The 16,754-nt window shown below is 72.2% G+C and carries 11 protein-coding genes; 8 read left to right on the forward strand and 3 right to left on the reverse strand.

From position 1 onward, the window contains the following. The first annotated feature begins 104 nt into the window (after positions 1–104). The 4 genes from D3218_RS03930 (at position 105) to D3218_RS03945 (ending at position 7,216) form a co-directional block, all read left to right on the forward strand. The gene (locus tag D3218_RS03930; RefSeq protein ID WP_119538609.1) at positions 105–599 is read left to right on the forward strand and encodes a (2Fe-2S)-binding protein; all 495 of its coding nucleotides are present in this window, start codon (positions 105–107) and stop codon (positions 597–599) included. Next, entirely contained in the window at positions 596–1,654 is a 1,059-nt protein-coding gene (locus D3218_RS03935) for an FAD binding domain-containing protein (RefSeq protein WP_119538610.1), read from the forward strand. The genes D3218_RS03930 and D3218_RS03935 overlap by 4 nt, the downstream gene beginning before the upstream one ends. Beyond that, positions 1,647–3,902, forward strand: a complete 2,256-nt coding sequence (locus tag D3218_RS03940; protein WP_119538611.1) for a xanthine dehydrogenase family protein molybdopterin-binding subunit — start codon at positions 1,647–1,649, stop codon at positions 3,900–3,902. The genes D3218_RS03935 and D3218_RS03940 overlap by 8 nt, the downstream gene beginning before the upstream one ends. Before the next feature lie 125 nt (positions 3,903–4,027). After that, entirely contained in the window at positions 4,028–7,216 is a 3,189-nt protein-coding gene (locus tag D3218_RS03945) for a sensor domain-containing protein (RefSeq protein ID WP_168990406.1), read from the forward strand. A gap of 32 nt (positions 7,217–7,248) precedes the next feature. Here D3218_RS03945 and D3218_RS03950 read toward each other — a convergent pair whose 3' ends face one another. Next, on the reverse strand, positions 7,249–8,319 hold the full coding sequence (locus D3218_RS03950; protein ID WP_168990407.1) for an MBL fold metallo-hydrolase: 1,071 nt from the start codon (positions 8,317–8,319) through the stop codon (positions 7,249–7,251). Between the two features lie 163 nt (positions 8,320–8,482). Between D3218_RS03950 and D3218_RS03955 the strand changes: the two genes are divergently transcribed. After that, positions 8,483–10,423 (forward strand): putative bifunctional diguanylate cyclase/phosphodiesterase, encoded by a 1,941-nt coding sequence (locus D3218_RS03955; protein ID WP_119538613.1) that lies wholly within the window; start codon positions 8,483–8,485, stop codon positions 10,421–10,423. Positions 10,424–10,436: 13 nt separating this feature from the next. Here D3218_RS03955 and D3218_RS03960 read toward each other — a convergent pair whose 3' ends face one another. Together D3218_RS03960 and D3218_RS03965 are read right to left on the reverse strand one after the other, a co-directional pair. Then, positions 10,437–10,799 carry an arsenate reductase gene (locus tag D3218_RS03960; protein ID WP_119538614.1) on the reverse strand — a complete coding sequence of 121 codons (363 nt, stop codon included), beginning with the start codon at positions 10,797–10,799 and terminating at the stop codon, positions 10,437–10,439. Positions 10,800–10,883: 84 nt separating this feature from the next. After that, positions 10,884–11,855, reverse strand: a complete 972-nt coding sequence (locus D3218_RS03965) for a Bug family tripartite tricarboxylate transporter substrate binding protein (RefSeq protein WP_119538615.1) — start codon at positions 11,853–11,855, stop codon at positions 10,884–10,886. Positions 11,856–12,110: 255 nt separating this feature from the next. Between D3218_RS03965 and D3218_RS03970 the strand changes: the two genes are divergently transcribed. The 3 genes from D3218_RS03970 to D3218_RS03980 all read left to right on the forward strand — a co-directional run bounded on the left by D3218_RS03970 (position 12,111) and on the right by D3218_RS03980 (position 16,727). After that, entirely contained in the window at positions 12,111–12,941 is an 831-nt protein-coding gene (locus D3218_RS03970) for a MipA/OmpV family protein (protein ID WP_119538616.1), read from the forward strand. 87 nt (positions 12,942–13,028) lie between these two features. Continuing rightward, positions 13,029–13,850, forward strand: a complete 822-nt coding sequence (locus D3218_RS03975; RefSeq protein ID WP_119538617.1) for an alpha/beta fold hydrolase — start codon at positions 13,029–13,031, stop codon at positions 13,848–13,850. Between the two features lie 246 nt (positions 13,851–14,096). Then, the gene (locus D3218_RS03980) at positions 14,097–16,727 is read left to right on the forward strand and encodes a transglycosylase domain-containing protein (RefSeq protein WP_119538618.1); all 2,631 of its coding nucleotides are present in this window, start codon (positions 14,097–14,099) and stop codon (positions 16,725–16,727) included. The last annotated feature ends 27 nt before the right edge of the window (positions 16,728–16,754 follow it).

The raw sequence follows: 16,754 nt of genomic DNA on the forward strand, positions 1-16,754 counted from the left end.
CGCCACGCGATCCGTCCCCGGATGCGCGTCTCCCCCGTGTCCCGCCAGCGCGAAGCCCGTGGTTCCGCGCGTCCGGTTCGACATATCACCGAAAGGGTGACGGCATGAACCATTCCATTCGTCTGACCATCAACGGCGCGCCGCGGGAGGTCGAGCTCGACGACCCCCGCGTCACGCTGCTCGACCTCCTGCGCGAACGGCTGGAGCTGACCGGCACCAAGAAGGGCTGCGACCGCGGCCAGTGCGGCGCCTGCACCATCCTGGTGGACGGCCGGCGCGTGCTCTCCTGCCTGTCGCTCGCGCTCTCCTTCGACGGCGCCGAGATCCTCACCATCGAGGGCCTCGCCCGAGGCGGCGAGCTGCATCCCGTCCAGGCGGCGTTCATCGCCCATGACGGGTTCCAGTGCGGCTACTGCACGCCCGGCCAGATCATGAGCGCCGTGGGCCTCATCGCCGAGGCGCAGGCCGGCGGCGACCCGGAGCGCGTGCGCGAGGGCATGAGCGGCAATCTCTGCCGCTGCGGCGCCTATGCCGGCATCACCGAGGCGGTGATCGAGGCCCACGGCACGATCGCGGCCGAGCGGGAGAAGGCGGCATGAACCGCTTCGACTACGTGCGCCCCGCCTCCGTGGCCGAGGCCGTCGCGGCCGCCGCCCTGCCGGGCTCGGCCTGCCTGGCCGGCGGCACCAACCTCCTCGACCTGATGAAGGGCGGCGTCGCGCGCCCCGAACGGATCGTCGACCTGACGCGTCTGCCGGGCCTGTCGGCCGTGGAGCGCCTCGCGGACGGCTCGACGCGCATCGGTGCCCTGGTGCGCAACGCCGACCTCGCCCACGACCGCGCCTTCGCCGCGCGCTACCCGGCGGTCGCCGAGGCGCTCCTGTCGGGCGCGTCGGGCCAGTTGCGCAACGCCGCGACCGCCGGCGGCAACCTCCTCCAGCGCACGCGCTGCGCCTATTTCTACGACCCGGCCAGCGCCTGCAACAAGCGCGAGCCCGGCACCGGCTGCGACGCGCGCGACGGCGAGAATCGCTCGCACGCTGTGCTCGGCTGGAGCGAGCATTGCATCGCCACCCACCCGTCGGACTTCTGCGTGCCGCTCGCCGCGCTCGGAACCGTGGTGGAGCTGGAGGGGCCGGACGGGCGGCGCGAGGTGCCGCTGGCGGACTTCCACCGGCTGCCCGGCGAGACGCCCGAGCACGAGACCGAGCGCCGGCCGGGCGAGATCGTCCTCGCCCTCCGCCTGCCCGCCGAGGCGACCGCCTTCGCCGGCCACGCGCGCTATCTGAAGCTGCGCGAGCGCACCTCCTACGCCTTCGCCGTGGTGTCCGTCGCCGCCCTCCTGCGGATGGACGGCGGGCGGATCGCCGAGGCGCGCCTGGCGCTGGGCGGCGTCGCGCTCAAGCCCTGGCGCGCCGAGGAGGCCGAGGCGCTCCTGGCGGGCGCCGAGCCCGGCCGCGAGGCCTTCGGGCGCGCGGCGGAGGCGGCCCTCGCGCAGGCGCGCCCCTCCGGCGACAACGCGCACAAGATCGAGCTCGCCCGGCGCCTCGTGCTGCGCGCGCTGCTGCTCGCCGCCGCCGGCACGCCGGAGCGCGTTCCCGCGCTGCCCGGCTCCCCCTTCGCCCCGGTTCCGGGAGGAACGCTCCATGTCTGAGATCGGCCTCGCCAACGATCCCGCCCGCATGCGGCACGGATCCAACATCGGCCAGCCCATGACGCGCCGCGAGGGCGTCCTGAAGGTCACCGGCGCGGCGACCTTCGCCGCCGACAACCACCCGCCGGGCCTGCTCTACGCCGTGCTGGCCACGGCCACGGTGGCGCGCGGCCGGCTCGCAGCCCTCGACGAGGCCGCCGCGCGCGCCCATCCGGGCGTCGTGGAGGTGATGACCACGGCCAACCGGCCGCTGCTCGCGATGGACCCGGACGCCAAGACCAATCCGTTCATGTTCCGGCTCGACCTCCTGCAGAACGACCGGGTCCGCTATGCCGGCCAGCCGGTCGCGGTGGTGGTGGCCGAGACTCTGGAGGCGGCGACCGAGGGCGCGGCGCTCCTGCGCCCACGCTTCGAGGCCGAGCCTGCCCGGACCTCGCTCGACGCGGCGGAGAGCTTCGTCCCCGAGACCGTGGGCGCCGGCAACCCGGCCGATGCCGCCAAGGGCGACGTGGAGGCCGGCCTCGCGGCGGCGGGGCACACGGTGGACGCCACCTACGAGACGCCCGCCCAGTACCACAACGCCATGGAGCCGCACGGCGTGGTGGCGCGCTGGGACGGCGACCGGCTCCATCTCGACATGCCGACGCAGGCGCTGGCGATGGCCCAGCAGCGCGTCGCCGGCCTGTTCGGCATCGCGCCCGGGGACATCCATATCCGCAGCCCGTATCTGGGCGGCGGCTTCGGCTCCAAGGGCTTTCCCGCCGGGCCGCAGATCCTCGGCATCCTGGCCGCACGCCTCACCGGGCGTCCGGTGAAGCTGGTGCTGCGCCGCGACCAGATGTACGGCCCCGTCGGCCATCGCGGCCCGACGCGCCAGCACATCCGTCTGGGTCTCGCCCCGGACGGCGCGCTGACGGCGATCGACAACCGCACCCGGACGGCGTCCAGCACCTTCGATGACTTCTTCGAGCCCGCCGCCGACGTCGCCCACACGCTCTATGCCAGCCCGGCGATCCGCACGGCGCACGAGGCGGTGCGCCTCGACACCGGCACGCCGCTGTTCATGCGCGCGCCCGGCGAGGCGTCGGGGTCGGCGGCCCTGGAAAGCGCCATCGACGAGGCCGCCGAGGCCGCCGGCATGGACCCGCTCGCCTTCCGGCTGCGCAACTACGCCGAGGCCGAGCCGATCTCCGGCAAGCCGTTCTCGTCCAAGGCGCTCCGGGCCTGCTACGAGCGGGGCGCGGAGCGGTTCGGCTGGGCCGGGCGCCCGCCGGAACCGCGCGCCATGCGCGACGAGGCGGGGCGCCTCCTCGGCTGGGGCATGGGCACCGCGACATTCCCCGCCCTGATGTTCCAGGCCAAGGCGCGCGCCACCCTGCGCGCCGACGGCACGGCGCTCCTGGAGACCGGCGCGCACGACATGGGCCAGGGTGCCTGGACCGCGCTCGCCCAGATCGCCGCCGACGCGGTGGGGCTGGAGTTCGGGCGCGTCGAGTTCCGCGCCGGCACGTCCGACCTGCCGGACGCGGGGATCGCCGGCGGCTCGGGCCACACGGCCACCGCCGGCACCGCGCTTCACGCGGCGGGCGCGGCCGTGATCGCCCGGCTCGCCGAACTCGCGACCGCCGACGAACGCTCGCCGCTCTTCGGCGCGGGCAACGTGGGCACGCTGGCGCGCGACGGACGGCTCGTGCGGCGCGACGACCCGTCGCGGGGCGAGGACTTCGCCGCGATCCTCGCGCGCGCCGGCCTGAACACGCTCGAGGCCGAGGGGCAGGCGGCGGCCGACCCCGCCGCGCAGGAGGCCTACGCCATGCACGCGCACGGCGCGGTGTTCGCCGAGGTGAGCGTCGACCCCGATCTCGGCCAGATCCGCGTGACGCGGCTCGTGGGCGCCTTCGCCGCCGGTCGGGTGGTCAATCCGCGCATGGTCGAGAGCCAGCTCTTCGGCGGCATGATCTGGGGCCTGTCCTTCGCGCTCCACGAGAATGCCGTGGTGGACCGGCGCTCGGGCCGCGTGATGAACGCCGACCTTGCCGAATACCGCATCCCGGTGAACGCCGACGTGCCGCCGATGGAGGCGATCCTGGTCCACGAGGACGACCCGCACGTCAACGCGCTCGGCATCAAGGGCGTCGGCGAGATCGGCATCACCGGCACGGCCGGCGCCATCGCCAACGCGGTGCGCCACGCCACCGGACGGCGCATCCGGCGTTTCCCGATCGGTCTCGCCGACCTCGTCGGATAGGCATCCGTTGGGATACTGTGGAGCCGCGGCCGGCCGTGCGACATATCGCGGCCGGCCGCGGCGCTTTCAGTCCCTGTCAAGGTCTGACGGGTATGGTCGCGGCAAACGATTTCGCGACCGGTTCCGTGATTCCCATTCAAGTTTCCCCGTATGACGTCCCGTCGGAGCTCCAGGCGCTCAATCGGGGGTTCGCGACGCTGGCGATCGATCCGGACGGGCGCGTGCTGCGTGCCAACAACCGCTTCCTGTCGATGTTCGGCTGCGAGTTGGAGGAGATCGTCGGACGCGACGTCACCCTGTTCGTGCCGCCCGAGGAACAGGAAAACTGGGCCCGCCTGCGCACGCGAATCAAGACCGGCGGAAACTGGTCCGCCGCCGCCCGCCGCCGTCGGCGAGACGGGAGCGAGCTGTGGGTGCGCAGCCACGTCACGGCGGTGACGGGGCAGGACGGCGCGCCGATCGAGACCATCGCCATCCTGACCGACGTGACGGCGGAGATCGCGCGCGACGCCGAGACGCGGGGACGGCTCGCCGCGCTCGACCTGTCCCACGCGGTGCTGCACCTGTCGCCCGAGCGCCTGGTGATCGGCGCGAACGACGTGTTCCTCGGCCTCACCGGCTACCGCCTCGACGAGATCATGGGCCGCCACGCCGACCTGTTCGCCGATCCCGCGGCGCCAACCGGCCGCGCGGCGCCCGATGCCTGGATCGAGGTCCTCGGGGGCCGCCCCCATGCCGGCGAATGCTGCCTCGTGGGCCGGGACGGCGAGCGGGTCTGGCTCCAGACGACCTTCACCCCGGTGCTGGATCCGTGCGGGCGCCTCGCCAAGGTCGTCCAGACCGGCTTCGACGTGACCGAGCACAAGCGCCGCCAGTCGGAATGCGCCTGGCAGATCGCGGCGATCGACAAGACCCACGCCGTGATCACCTTCGACATGACGGGCGCCATCGTCCAGGCCAACCAGAACTTCCTCGACGCCTTCGGCTACGAGATGGGGGAGATCGAGGGCCGGCACCACCGCATCTTCGTGGACCCGGCCTTCGTGCACGGGGCCGAATACGCCGCCTTCTGGCGTCACCTGCGCGCCGGCCGGCACCATGCCGGCCAGTACAAGCGCATCGGGCGATGCGGGCGGCCGATCTGGCTCCACGCGACCTACAGCCCGATCTTCGACATGGACGGCCACCCGGTCCGGGTCGTGAAATACGCCACGATCGTCACCGAGGAGCGCATGCGCCAGGCCGAGATCGAAGGCCAGGTCGCGGCGATCCACAAGTCGCAATGCGTGATCTCCTTCGCGCTCGACGGCACGATCCTCGATGCCAACGACAACTTTCTCCGGGTGACGGGCTACCGCTACGCCGAACTCGTCGGGCGCAACCACCGGATGATCGCCGCCGTCGGCGACGAGGCGGACGAGGCCGAGGCCTACGCCCTGTTCTGGCAGGGTCTCGCGCAGGGGCACCACCAGTCCGGCGAGTTCCGGCGCGTGGGCAAGGACGGGCGCGAGATCTGGCTGCAGGCCGTCTACAGCCCGATCCTCGACCTGGAGGGCCGCCCGTTCAAGGTGGTGAAATACGCGCTCGACATCACCGCGGCGAAGCTGCGCCACGCCGAGCACCAGGGCCAGATCCAGGCGATCGGCAGGTCGCAGGGCGTCATGACGCTGGCTCTCGACGGGACGATCCTCGACGCCAACGAGAACTTCCTGTCGGCGCTCGGCTACGAGCTGGAGGAGATCCGCGGTCGCCACCACGGGATGCTGATGGAGGCGGGCGCGCGCGGCGGGCCGGACGCGGAGGCCCACTGGGCGGCGCTGCGCGCCGGGCGCTTCCACACCGGCCTGCACTGCCACCAGGGCAAGGACGGGCGCCGGGTCTGGCTCCAAGCGAACTACAGCCCGATCCTCGACCTCGCCGGCAAGCCGTTCAAGATCGTCGCGCTGGTCACCGACGTGACGCAGAACGTGATGCTGGCGGAGGCCTACGAGGACGCCAAGCGCCAGGCCCAGCACGACCCCGCCACCGCGCTGCCCAACCGCGCGCGCCTGGCCGCCTTCATGGCGTCGGCGCTGGCGCAGCCGGGCTCGTCCATGGCCGTCCTGTATCTCGACCTCGACCACTTCAAGCCGATCAACGACACCTACGGCCACGTGGTCGGCGACCGGGTGCTGGGCGAGGTCGCCGACCGCGTGCGCCGGCTCCTGCGCAACGACCAGATCGCCGCACGGCTCGGGGCCGACGAGTTCGTGATCGCCGCGCCGGGCCTCGACGCGGAAGGGGCGGAGCAGCTCTGCCGCCGGCTGGCGAGCGAACTCGCGGTGCCCATGCACCACGGCGGGACCGAACTGCCCGTCCGCGGTTCGATCGGCGTCGCGCTGGCGCCGGTCGACGCGACCACGGTGGACGAGCTCCTGCGCTGCGCCGACACGGCGCTGGCGCGCGCCAAGCGCGACGAGCGCGGCGGCTACAGCTTCTACGCGGCGGACCAGAACGAACGGCTGGCGGCCCACCGCCGCCTCCTGGACGAGATGCGGCGCGGCATCCGCAACGGCGAGTTCTTCGTGGAGTTCCAGCCGCGCTTCGAGACCAGCTCGCGCCGCATCCGCGGCGTCGAGGCGCTGGTGCGCTGGGCGCATCCCGAGCGCGGCCGCGTGTCGCCGGCCGAGTTCATTCCCCAGGCCGAGCGCAGCGGCCTCATCATTCCGCTCGGCGAGGCGGTGCTGCGCGACGCCTGCCGGACCATCGCCGGCTTCGACGCGATCAGCGTCTCGGTCAACGTCTCGCCGGTGCAGTTCCGCGACCCGCGCCTCGTCGAGATCATCGCCTCGGCGCTGGACGAGGCGGGCCTACCCGCCCACCGGCTGGAACTCGAGATCACCGAGGGCATCCTGATCGAGGACGCCGAAAGGGCGCGCCAGACGCTCGGGCGGCTGAAGGAGATGGGCCTGCGCCTGGCGATGGACGACTTCGGCACCGGCTACTCGTCCATGAGCTACCTGTGCGACTTCCCCTTCGACGTCATCAAGATCGACCGCAAGTTCGTGTCCGGCCTCCACGACCCGGGCCGCGGCCGGGCCGTGGTCCAGGCCATCATCGGCCTCGGCCAGTCGCTCGGCATCGGCGTCACCGCCGAGGGCGTCGAGACCAACGACCAGCTCGCGATGCTCATGCAGCTCCAGTGCCGCGAGGTCCAGGGCTTCCTGCTCGCCCGCCCGATGTCGCCGGAGGCCTTGCGGTTGCTGGAAAGCGATGCCAAAGCGCCGCCGGCCGAAGCGCCCGCTCCGCCCCGCCGGCCGCGGCGCGCCGGCTGACCGGGCAGCCGCATCGGGGCGGGAGCGGCGCCTCAGGCCTCCGGCACGTCCCAGGTCTCGCCCGGCAGCATGGGGCGGAACCGGTCGCGCCCCAGCCCGCGCGCCGCCAGCGCCCCGGCCAGCAGCCGGCCCGGCTCGTCGATCGGCTCGTCGGTGAGCTGGAACGTCGACCAATGGTGGCCGACGGCGTGGCGCGCGTCCGCCAGAAGCATGCCCTCCACCGCCTCCTCCGGCCCCTGATGCTGGGCGGCCATGAACCAGCGGGGCGCATAGGCGCCGATCGGCAGGATGGCGAGCCGGAAGCCGCCGTGCTTGGCGGCCGCCGCGCGGTAGTTGGTTCCCCCGTGGAAGCCCGTGTCGCCGACATGGTAGATCCGGCCGGCCCGCGTCTCCACCGCGAAGGCCGCCCAGAGCGCCATGCGCCGGTCGCGCAGTCCCCGCGCCGACCAGTGATGGGCGGGCTCCACGTGCACCACGGCCCCCGGCACCTCGATCCGGTCGCCCCAGTCCCCGGTGGCGATCCGCAGGCCGGGCGCCGCCTCGGCGACGATGCGGTCGTTGCCGAGCGGGGTGACCACCAGCGGGTCGTGCCGTGCCCGCAGCCGCCCGAGCGTCTCGGTGTCCAGATGGTCGTAGTGGTCGTGGCTGAGCAGCACGAGGTCGATCGGCGGCAGCCGGTCGAAGGCGATGCCGGGCTCCACCACGCGCCGGGGCCCGGCGAAGGACACGGGCGAGACGCGCTCGGACCAGACCGGATCGGTCAGGATGTTGAGCCCGCCCGCCTGCACGAGCAGCGTCGCGTGACCGACCATGGTGACGCGAAGGTCCGCCACGCGGGCCTCGGGCACCGCCTGGGGAAACGGGCTCTCGACGCGGCGTGGCCAGACGGCGCGGCTGCCGCCCCCGCCGAGACGCCAGCGCAGGAGGTCCGAGAAGCCGCGCGGCTCGGCGCCGCCGGGGTTGAAGAAGCGCGTCCCGTCGAAATGGTCGCTGACGGGACCCTGGTAGTAGCGGTTCGCGGCCATGGCTATCCCGGTGCCGGCGAGGCTGGCGCCGCCGAGCGCGGCGAGGCCGAGGGTCTGGAGAATCTGGCGCCGGTTCATCGGCGGGGAGCCTAGCGGGGCGTCGGGTCGGGGCCAAGTCCGGCAACCGGTCGCAACTGTGTGATCCGGCCGCCGGCGGTTCCGGCCAATCTGCGCAAATCGCTTACGCGGAAATTCACGAACCCCTGGCAGGGTCTCGCCAGAGCCGGCCTCGGGACCAGTCATGATTCAGGATCTTTCGGCCGCAGGCTCCATCGAGCAGGCCCGTTTCCAGGCACTGGGACGGAGCTGCCTGGCGATGTACGTGGCGCTCAGCGCCGACCTCGGCGCCATCGCCTACGTGCATGCCGCGACGGCCCCGTGGTGGGCCTGGGCCCCGTTTCTCGCCCTGTTCATGATCCCCAAGGCGATCTTCTGGTACGCGATGTTCCTGCGCGACTGGGGCACGCTCCCCGCGCCCGCGGACTGCGCGAGGCGGATCCGGCTGGTCGGCGTCGAGGTGGTGCTCGGCATCGCGGTGATCGTGGTCTGGCAGGTCTGGATCAGCCGCTGGGCGACGCCGCAGGCGCTGCTGCTCCTGTCGCTGTGCATGGGCGGGCAGATGGTGTTCCTCCTGTTCGGCCTCCTCCACCTGCGCGTCTTCTCGGTCCTGGCCGCCTGCCTGTGCGTCGCGGGCCTGCTGGCGATCGCGGCCGGCACGGGACCGGACGTCCTCGGTATCCTGGTGCTCCTGGGCGGCGGCCTGGCCGGGCTCGCCTATGTCGCCTACGAGATCCAGCGGGACTTCAGCCGCCTGGTCCTGTCGCGCATCGCCGTGGAGGCCAAGTCGGCCGAGATCGCGGCGCTGGGCGAGCAGAACCTGCGCATCGCCAACACCGACATGCTGACCGAGATCGGCAACCGCCGGAGCTGCTTCTGCGACCTCGAGGCGACGCTGCGCCGGGCGCGCGCGGACGGCGGCACCGTCGCCTTCGGCATCATCGACCTGGACGGGTTCAAGAGCGTCAACGACAGCCACGGCCACCTCGCGGGCGACCGCTTGCTGCGGGCGATGGCGGGGCGCCTGCGGGAGGCGCTGGCCGACAACGGCGAGGTCTACCGGCTGAGCGGCGACGAGTTCGCCTTCGTGGTGCTCGGCGTGGACGACCCGGACGGGCTGCGGCGGTTGGGCGACGCGGTGATCGAGGCCGTGCACATGCCGCTCCAGGTCGGCGAGTTGCGCCTTCTCGTGGGCTGCTCGGTCGGCTTTGCCACCTTTCCGCGCTCGGCCGGCACTGCCACCGAGCTGCACGACCGCGCCGACTATGCGCTGTTCCACGCCAAGCGCACGGGGCGCCTGAAGACCGTGGTGTTCAGCGACGAGCACGAGCGCGACGTGCGGGAGGCGGCGCTCCTAGAGCGCACGCTGCGCGCGGCCGACCTGGAGGCCGAGTTCTCGCTGGTGTTCCAGCCGATCGTCGATTCGCAGGAGGACCGGACGCCGCTGCTCGAATGCCTGGCGCGCTGGCACAGCCCGGTCCTGGGCGCCGTCTCGCCGGGTCGCTTCATCGAGGCCGCCGAGCAGTCGGGCTTCATCTCGACCCTCACCCCCGTCCTCCTGCGCAAGGCGCTGGCCGCGATCCGGCATTGGCCGGACGACGTGGGCATCTCGTTCAACCTGTCCGGCCACGACATCTGCTCGCCCGAGCGGGTCCTGGCGCTGGTGGGCATCCTGATGGCGAGCGGCGTGTCGCCCCGCCGGGTCGAGTTCGAGGTCACCGAGACCGCGCTGATGATGGACCTCGACGCGGCGATCGCCAACCTCCACAGCCTGAAGGCGACGGGCGCGTGCATCTCCCTGGACGACTTCGGCACCGGCTATTCCAGCCTCAGCCAGATCCAGAAGCTGCCGCTCGACAAGATCAAGGTGGACGGAAGCTTCGTGCGAGATCTCGCCAGCAGCGAGGCGAGCCGGAAGATCGTTCGCTCGGTCAACGCCCTGTCGCGCGACCTGTCCTTGTCCTGCGTGGTGGAGGGCGTGGAGACGCGCGAGCAGCTCGACATCCTGCAGGGCATCGGCTGCCGCCTGATCCAGGGATACTTCTATTCCCGGCCGCTGCCCGAGGCCGACGTGCCGGCCTTCCTGGCCGCGCAGGGCGCCGCGCGCAGGGCCGAGGTCGCCTGAGGTCTCGGGCGCGCTAGGCGCCGGCGTCTCGGCGCAGGGCGCGCTCGAACTCGTCCGGGCGGAAGCCGACCAGGATCGTCTCGTCCGCCTCCACCACCGGCCGCCGGATGGCGCTCGGATGGGCCAGCATCAGGGCGATCGCCCGGTCCTCGTCCAGATCGACGCGCTCGGCCTCGGGCAGCCGACGGAAGGTGTTGCCGGCGCGGTTCAGCAGCCGTTCCCAGCCCGCCGCCGCGCACCAGCGCCGCAACGCGGCCTCGTCCGGCGCCTCCGTCTTGAAGTCGCGGAACCGATGGGCGATCGCGCGCTCGTCGAGCCAGGCGCGCGCGCGTTTCACCGTGTCGCAGTTGCGGATGCCGTGGAGCGTGAGGGTCACGAGCGGGAACTCCCGAAAAAGCAGGAAGGGCGGATCGCTCCGCCCTTCGGATCGAATCTATCGCCGCGCGGGCGGCGCTCCCCCTTACTCGATCCTCGCGCCGGCGGTCTCGATCACCGGCTTCCAGCGGGCGATCTCCGCAGTCACGTGGGCGGCGAGCTCCTCGGGCGTGCCCCCCACCGTGGCGGCGCCCACCTCGGCGAGCCGCGCCTTGACGGTCTCGTCCGCGATCGCCGCGTTGGCCGCCCTGTTCAGCGTGGCCACCACCTCCGGCGGCAGGCCGGCCGGGCCGAAGAAGGCGTTCCAGGTGTTGGTCTCGTAGCCCGGCACGCCCGCCTCCTCCATGGTCGGCAGGTCGGGGAAGTTGGCGGCGCGCTCCTTGGTAGTCACCGCCAGGGCGCGCAGCGCACCGGCCCGGATGTGCTCGGTCGAGGAGGGAAGGTTGTCGAAGTTGATCGGCACCGCGCCCGAGATCGCGTCCACCAGCGCCGGGCCGGAGCCCTGGTAGGGCACGTGCACCATGTCGGTGCCCGTCATCGACTTGAACAGCTCGCCCGACAGGTGCAGCGGCGTGCCGTTGCCCGACGAGGAATACAGCTCCTCGCCCGGATGCGCCTTGAGCCGCGCGATCAGCTCCTGCACCGTCTTGGCGGGGTAGTCCTTGTTGACGGTCAGCACGTTCGGCACCGTCACCAGCCAGACGATCGGCGTGAAGTCGGCGATCGGGTCGAAGGGGGGCTTGGCGTAGAGCGAGGCCGAGAGGGCATGCGTGGCGATCGTGCCCATCAGGATCGTGTAGCCGTCCGGCTGGGCCTGTGCCACGAAGGTCGCCCCGAGGTTTCCGCCCGCGCCGCCCTTGTTGTCGACCAGCACCTGCTGGCCGAGCTCCTCGCTCATCTTCTGCGCGATGGTGCGCGCGACGAGGTCGGTGGAGCCGCCCGCCGCGAAGGGCACGACCAGCGTGACCGGCCTGTCGGGATAGGTCTGCGCGACGGCGACCGGGGCGGCGGCGGCCAGGAGCGCCAGGGCTCCGGCGATGGCGGATAGGGTCTTCATGCGTCCTCCCTGCGAAAACCCTTTACGGGCAAGCGCGCCGAGGATGGCCGGCCGCGCCGCCGAGCGCAATCGCTGTGTGCCTACGCAAACCCGACGCGATCGATGGAAACTTCGTGATGCCACCCCCGGCGCGTGTGTCCGCACAGCAACGGCGTTGCCGCGAAGTCGCCCGATCCGGGCCGCGGCGATTGAAACGCGATGCCTGGTGCGAAAGATGATCGCCAGGGCGACGATTTCGCCACCGGAGTTCAGATCATGCCGCATCGCCTTCCCGCCGCCCTCCTGGCCGCCACGGCCCTCCTGGCCTCGCCGGCGCTGGCCGCCGACTACGGCACGGTCGACACGAGCGCGGTGGCGGTCGCCAACAACGTCGATCTCATCATCGAGCTCGGCGCCGGCGTTTCGACCCAGCCCGCCTACGAGGGCTCGAACGACTACCAGGTGTCGGCCTACCCGATCGTGTCGCTCCAGTATCTGAGCCTGCCCGGCCTGTTCGACATCGGCTCGCCCGAGGAGAAGCAGGGCGGCCTGCGCATCGCCCCCTCGTTCCGCTACGTGGGCGAGCGCAACGCCACCAAGTACCGCGAGCTCGACGGCACGCTGCCGCTGGAGGAGAGCTATCAGCTCGGCCTTCGCGCCGGCTACGAGTTCCCGGTCTACGACACGCTCAACGTCGAGGTGTACGGCGAGGCGCGCTACGCCTTCAACGAGGGCGAGGGCTTCGTCGGCGGCGCGGGTGTGGACTTCATCTCCCGCCCGACCGAGCAGTGGGAGTTCAAGCTCGGACCGCGCACGACCTTCGCCGATTCCAACTACATGAGCACCTATTTCTCCGTGCTGCCGATCGAGTCCGTCGCCTCCGGCGGCCGCCTTGCCGCCTTCGACGCGGACGGCGGCTTCAAGTCGGTGGGCGTGGCGGCCTCGGCGCGCTACGAGTTCCGCCCCGACTGGTTCCTGAACGCCAACGCCGCCTACGAGCGCATGGTCGGTGACGCGGCCGATTCGCCGATCGTCGCGGTCGGCTCCAAGGACCAGTTCTTCGCCGGCATCGGCCTGTCCCGCCGCTTCTCGATCGACCTGTTCTGATCGGCGCTCGCCGCGGCCGGCGGGAACGCCGGCCGTGGGCCGACCATTGTGGCTGCGACACCCCACCGGAAAAAGGGAACCAGCCACGTGAGCTTCATCGAAACCAGCGACGGCACGCGGATCTTCTACAAGGACTGGGGCCAGGGGCGCCCTGTGGTGCTGATCCACGGCTGGCCCCTCAGCGCCGACATGTGGGACTTCCACGCCAACGCGCTCGCCGACGAGGGTCTGCGCGCCGTGTCCTACGACCGGCGCGGCTTCGGCCGCTCGGACCAGCCGGGCGGTCCCTACGACTACGACACCTTCGCCGCCGACCTCCACGCCCTTCTGGAAGCGCTGGACCTTCGCGACGCGGTTCTGGTGGGCTTCTCCATGGGCGGCGGCGAGGTGGTCCGCTACCTGTCGCGCTTCGGCTCGGAGCGCGTCGCCAAGGCCGTGCTCGTGTCGGCCGCGCCGCCCTACCTCCTCAAGGACGAGAGCAACCCGGACGGCATCGACCGCTCGACCTTCGACGACTTCATCGAGCAGATGAAGTCGGACCGGCCGAGCTTCCTGGCCTCGTTCGGCAAGAAGTTCTACGGCGCGGGCCTGCTCAGCTTCACCGTGTCGAGCGAGTACCTGGAATACACGAGCGACCTCGCGCTCCAGGCGTCGCTGCGCTCGACGCTGGCCTGCGTGCGCGCCTTCTCGCAGACCGACTTCCGGGGCGACCTCCCCGCCGTTCGGGTGCCGACGCTCGTGATCCACGGCTCGTCCGACCAGATCGTGCCGCTGGAGATCGCGGGCGCGCGGTCGGCCGAGGCGATCGCGGGCGCGCAGCTGCGGATCTACGAGGGCGCGCCGCACGGTCTGCACTACACCGAGCAGGATCGGCTCCTGGAGGACCTCCTCGCCTTCGCGCGCGCCTGAGGCGCCGCCCCCGGCGCTGGCCGGGGGCCCCTTAACGCGCCGTCAGCCTTCGTTAACGCCCCGTTAAATCGCCGCATTTAGTCTGCACCCCCACCCATCGGGAGCGGCCGTCCGCCGGTGCGCGCGGCCAGCGGTTCAGCGCGCGTTCAGGCGCTCCGTCCCAAGGGTCGCATGCAGCCGGCATCGCGCGGGGGCCGAGCGCCCCGCAGCCGCATCCGGCGTTCGAGAGACGAGGGGACAGTCGCGATGGCCGCGAGGCGCAAGGGCGAGCGGATCGAGCCGAGCTTCGGCGGGTCGGGCGACAAGGACGACGAGATCCGCATCTCGCCCGACGACCGGGCGGTGACGGCCGCGAGCCGCTCCGCGCGCGGACGCCAGATCGAGGGCGAGGCGACGCGCCGCTCCAAGGACCTCGGCTCCGGTGGCGGCGGCGGCGGTGGACGGCGCGGCGGTCGCGGATCGGGCGGCGAGGACGGGGGCGACGGGGGCGGGCGCGGCTTCTTCGGCCGGCCCCGGCGCCGGCGCTCGTTCCTCGGCCACGTGATCCGCCTGTGCTTCCTCGTCCTGTTCTGGGGCGGCGTCGCCGGGCTCGGCGTGATCGGCTACTTCGCGATCAAGCTGCCGCAGGAGGCCTGGGCGATCCCGGCCCGGCCGCCCAACGTCAAGATCGTCTCGGTCTCGGGCGACCTCCTGGCCGACCGGGGCACCACGGGCGGCGAGGCCGTGGCGCTGGACCGGATCAGCCCCTACGTGCCGCAGGCCGTGATGGCGATTGAGGACCGGCGCTTCTACTCGCACTGGGGCGTCGACCCGATCGGCATCCTGCGCGCCTTCTCGGAAAACCTGGCCGCCGGCGACACGGTGCAGGGCGGCTCGACGCTGACCCAGCAGCTCGCCAAGAACATCTTCCTGACGCCCGACCAGACGATCCAGCGCAAGATCCAGGAGGCGATCCTGGCGCTCTGGCTGGAGACCAAGTTCTCCAAGGACCAGATCCTGGAGATGTACCTGAACCGCGTCTACTTCGGCTCGGGCGCCACCGGCATCCAGGCCGCCGCGCGGCGCTACTACGACAAGAACGCGGACGAGCTGAACCTCATCGAATCGGCCACCATCGCCGGCCTCCTGAAGGCGCCCTCGCGCCTGTCGCCGGCGCGCGACCCGGACGCGGCGCGCGCGCGCGCCCAGGTCGTCCTCCAGGCGATGCTGGACGAGGGCGAGATCACCAAGGCCGACTACGACGACGCGCTCGCCGCCAAGCCCACGGAGGCGCGCAGCTTCTGGACCGGCCCCGAGCACTACGCCGCCGACATGGTGATGCGCGACCTGCCGCTCCTGGTGGGCGGCGAGATCAAGGAAGACGTGGTGGTCGAGACCACCATCGACCTCACCCTCGAGAAGGAAGCGCAGAAGGCCGTCGCCACCACCATCGACCGCGCCACGCAGAACGTGACGCAAGGGGCTCTGGTCTCGATCGACGGCACCGGCGCCATCCGCGCCATCGTAGGCGGCCGCGACTACGCCTCGTCGCAGTTCAACCGCGCGGTGGACGCCAAGCGCCAGCCCGGCTCGGCCTTCAAGCCCTTCGTCTACGAGACGGCGCTGGAATACGGCGTCCGGCCCGAGACGGTGATGAACGACGGGCCGACCAAGATCGGCAACTGGTCGCCCTCCAACTACGACAACCGCTTCCGGGGTCCGGTGACGGTGGCCGATGCGCTGATGCGCTCGCTCAACACCATCGCCGCCCAGCTCACCGCCCAGGTCGGGCCCGCGGCCGTGATCGAGACCGCCAAGCGCATGGGCATCCACTCGCCCCTGGTGGACAACGCCTCCCTGGCGCTCGGCACCTCGGAGGTCTCGCTGCTGGAGCTGACCGGCGCCTACGCCACCTTCGCCAACGGCGGCTACCAGGCGACGCCCCATCTCGTGAACAAGGTGACCACGGTCTCGGGCAAGGTGCTCTACGAGCGCGACGACGCGGTGCCGCCGGTGATCGTGACGGCGGACATCGTGGGCATGATGAACGCCATGATGACGCGGGTGATCGCGTCCGGCACCGGCCGGCGCGCCGCGCTGAAGGACTGGCAGGCGGCCGGCAAGAGCGGCACCACGCAGGACTTCAAGGACGCCTGGTTCGTGGGCTACACCGCCAACCTCACCACCGGCGTCTGGCTCGGCAACGACAACGGCAAGCCGATGCGCCAGGTGACCGGCGGCTCGCTGCCCGCCGACGCCTGGAAGATGTTCATGACGGCGGCCCACGAGGGCCTGCCGCCGATGCCGCTGCCCGGCGACTACCGGATCGGCGATCCCGGCAACCAGCCGATGGCCTCCGGCTACGGCGACCGCATCATCGGCTACGACGCCCAGGGCAACCCGGTATACGAGAGCAACGAGCTGCCCGGGCCGGGAAGCTACGGCGAGGCGGACGCCGGCGGCGCCGCCGCCGACGCGCCAGCCGCGCCCGGCGGCGTGGTGCCCGGCCAGGACGGCTATGCCGCCCGCGACCCGCGCGGCGAGCCGCAGGACCGTGGCATGCCGGGCTATCGCGAGCTGCCGCGCGAGCCCGAATACGCCCGCCGTCCGCCGCCGGGCCGGGACGATTCGTACGGCGACGACCCCTATGGCGACGACGGGTACGGCGGCCCGCCGCCCGAATACGGCTACGGCGAACCGGCCCGCATGCGCCCGCCCGCCGACATCGGTTCGCCCCGCGCGGTGGGCCGCAACCAGCTTCCCCCCGACGCCGTCCTGGAAGGGCCGGCGATCGCGGTGAACCCCGACGAGCTGCCGCCGGACGCGGTGCTCGAAGGGCGCGCGCCGGGCGGACGGGCCAGCGACCGCTCCCTGTTCCGCGGCCTGTTCGGCGGCTGACCACCGCGCCGGCGGCGGGCCGACGCC

The organism is Aureimonas flava (assembly GCF_003583935.1).
In the GTDB taxonomy this organism is placed as follows: domain Bacteria; phylum Pseudomonadota; class Alphaproteobacteria; order Rhizobiales; family Rhizobiaceae; genus Aureimonas; species Aureimonas flava.

Bases quoted from the DNA above. Each gene is read 5' to 3' on its own strand.
- D3218_RS03940 (WP_119538611.1), top strand. From the start codon at position 1,647: ATGTCTGAGATCGGCCTCGCCAACGATCCCGCCCGCATGCGGCACGGA.
- D3218_RS03935 (WP_119538610.1), top strand. From the start codon at position 596: ATGAACCGCTTCGACTACGTGCGCCCCGCCTCCGTGGCCGAGGCCGTC.
- D3218_RS03980 (WP_119538618.1), top strand. From the start codon at position 14,097: ATGGCCGCGAGGCGCAAGGGCGAGCGGATCGAGCCGAGCTTCGGCGGG.
- D3218_RS03955 (WP_119538613.1), top strand. From the start codon at position 8,483: ATGATTCAGGATCTTTCGGCCGCAGGCTCCATCGAGCAGGCCCGTTTC.
- D3218_RS03930 (WP_119538609.1), top strand. From the start codon at position 105: ATGAACCATTCCATTCGTCTGACCATCAACGGCGCGCCGCGGGAGGTC.
- D3218_RS03970 (WP_119538616.1), top strand. From the start codon at position 12,111: ATGCCGCATCGCCTTCCCGCCGCCCTCCTGGCCGCCACGGCCCTCCTG.
- D3218_RS03965 (WP_119538615.1), bottom strand. From the start codon at position 11,855: ATGAAGACCCTATCCGCCATCGCCGGAGCCCTGGCGCTCCTGGCCGCC.
- D3218_RS03950 (WP_168990407.1), bottom strand. From the start codon at position 8,319: ATGAACCGGCGCCAGATTCTCCAGACCCTCGGCCTCGCCGCGCTCGGC.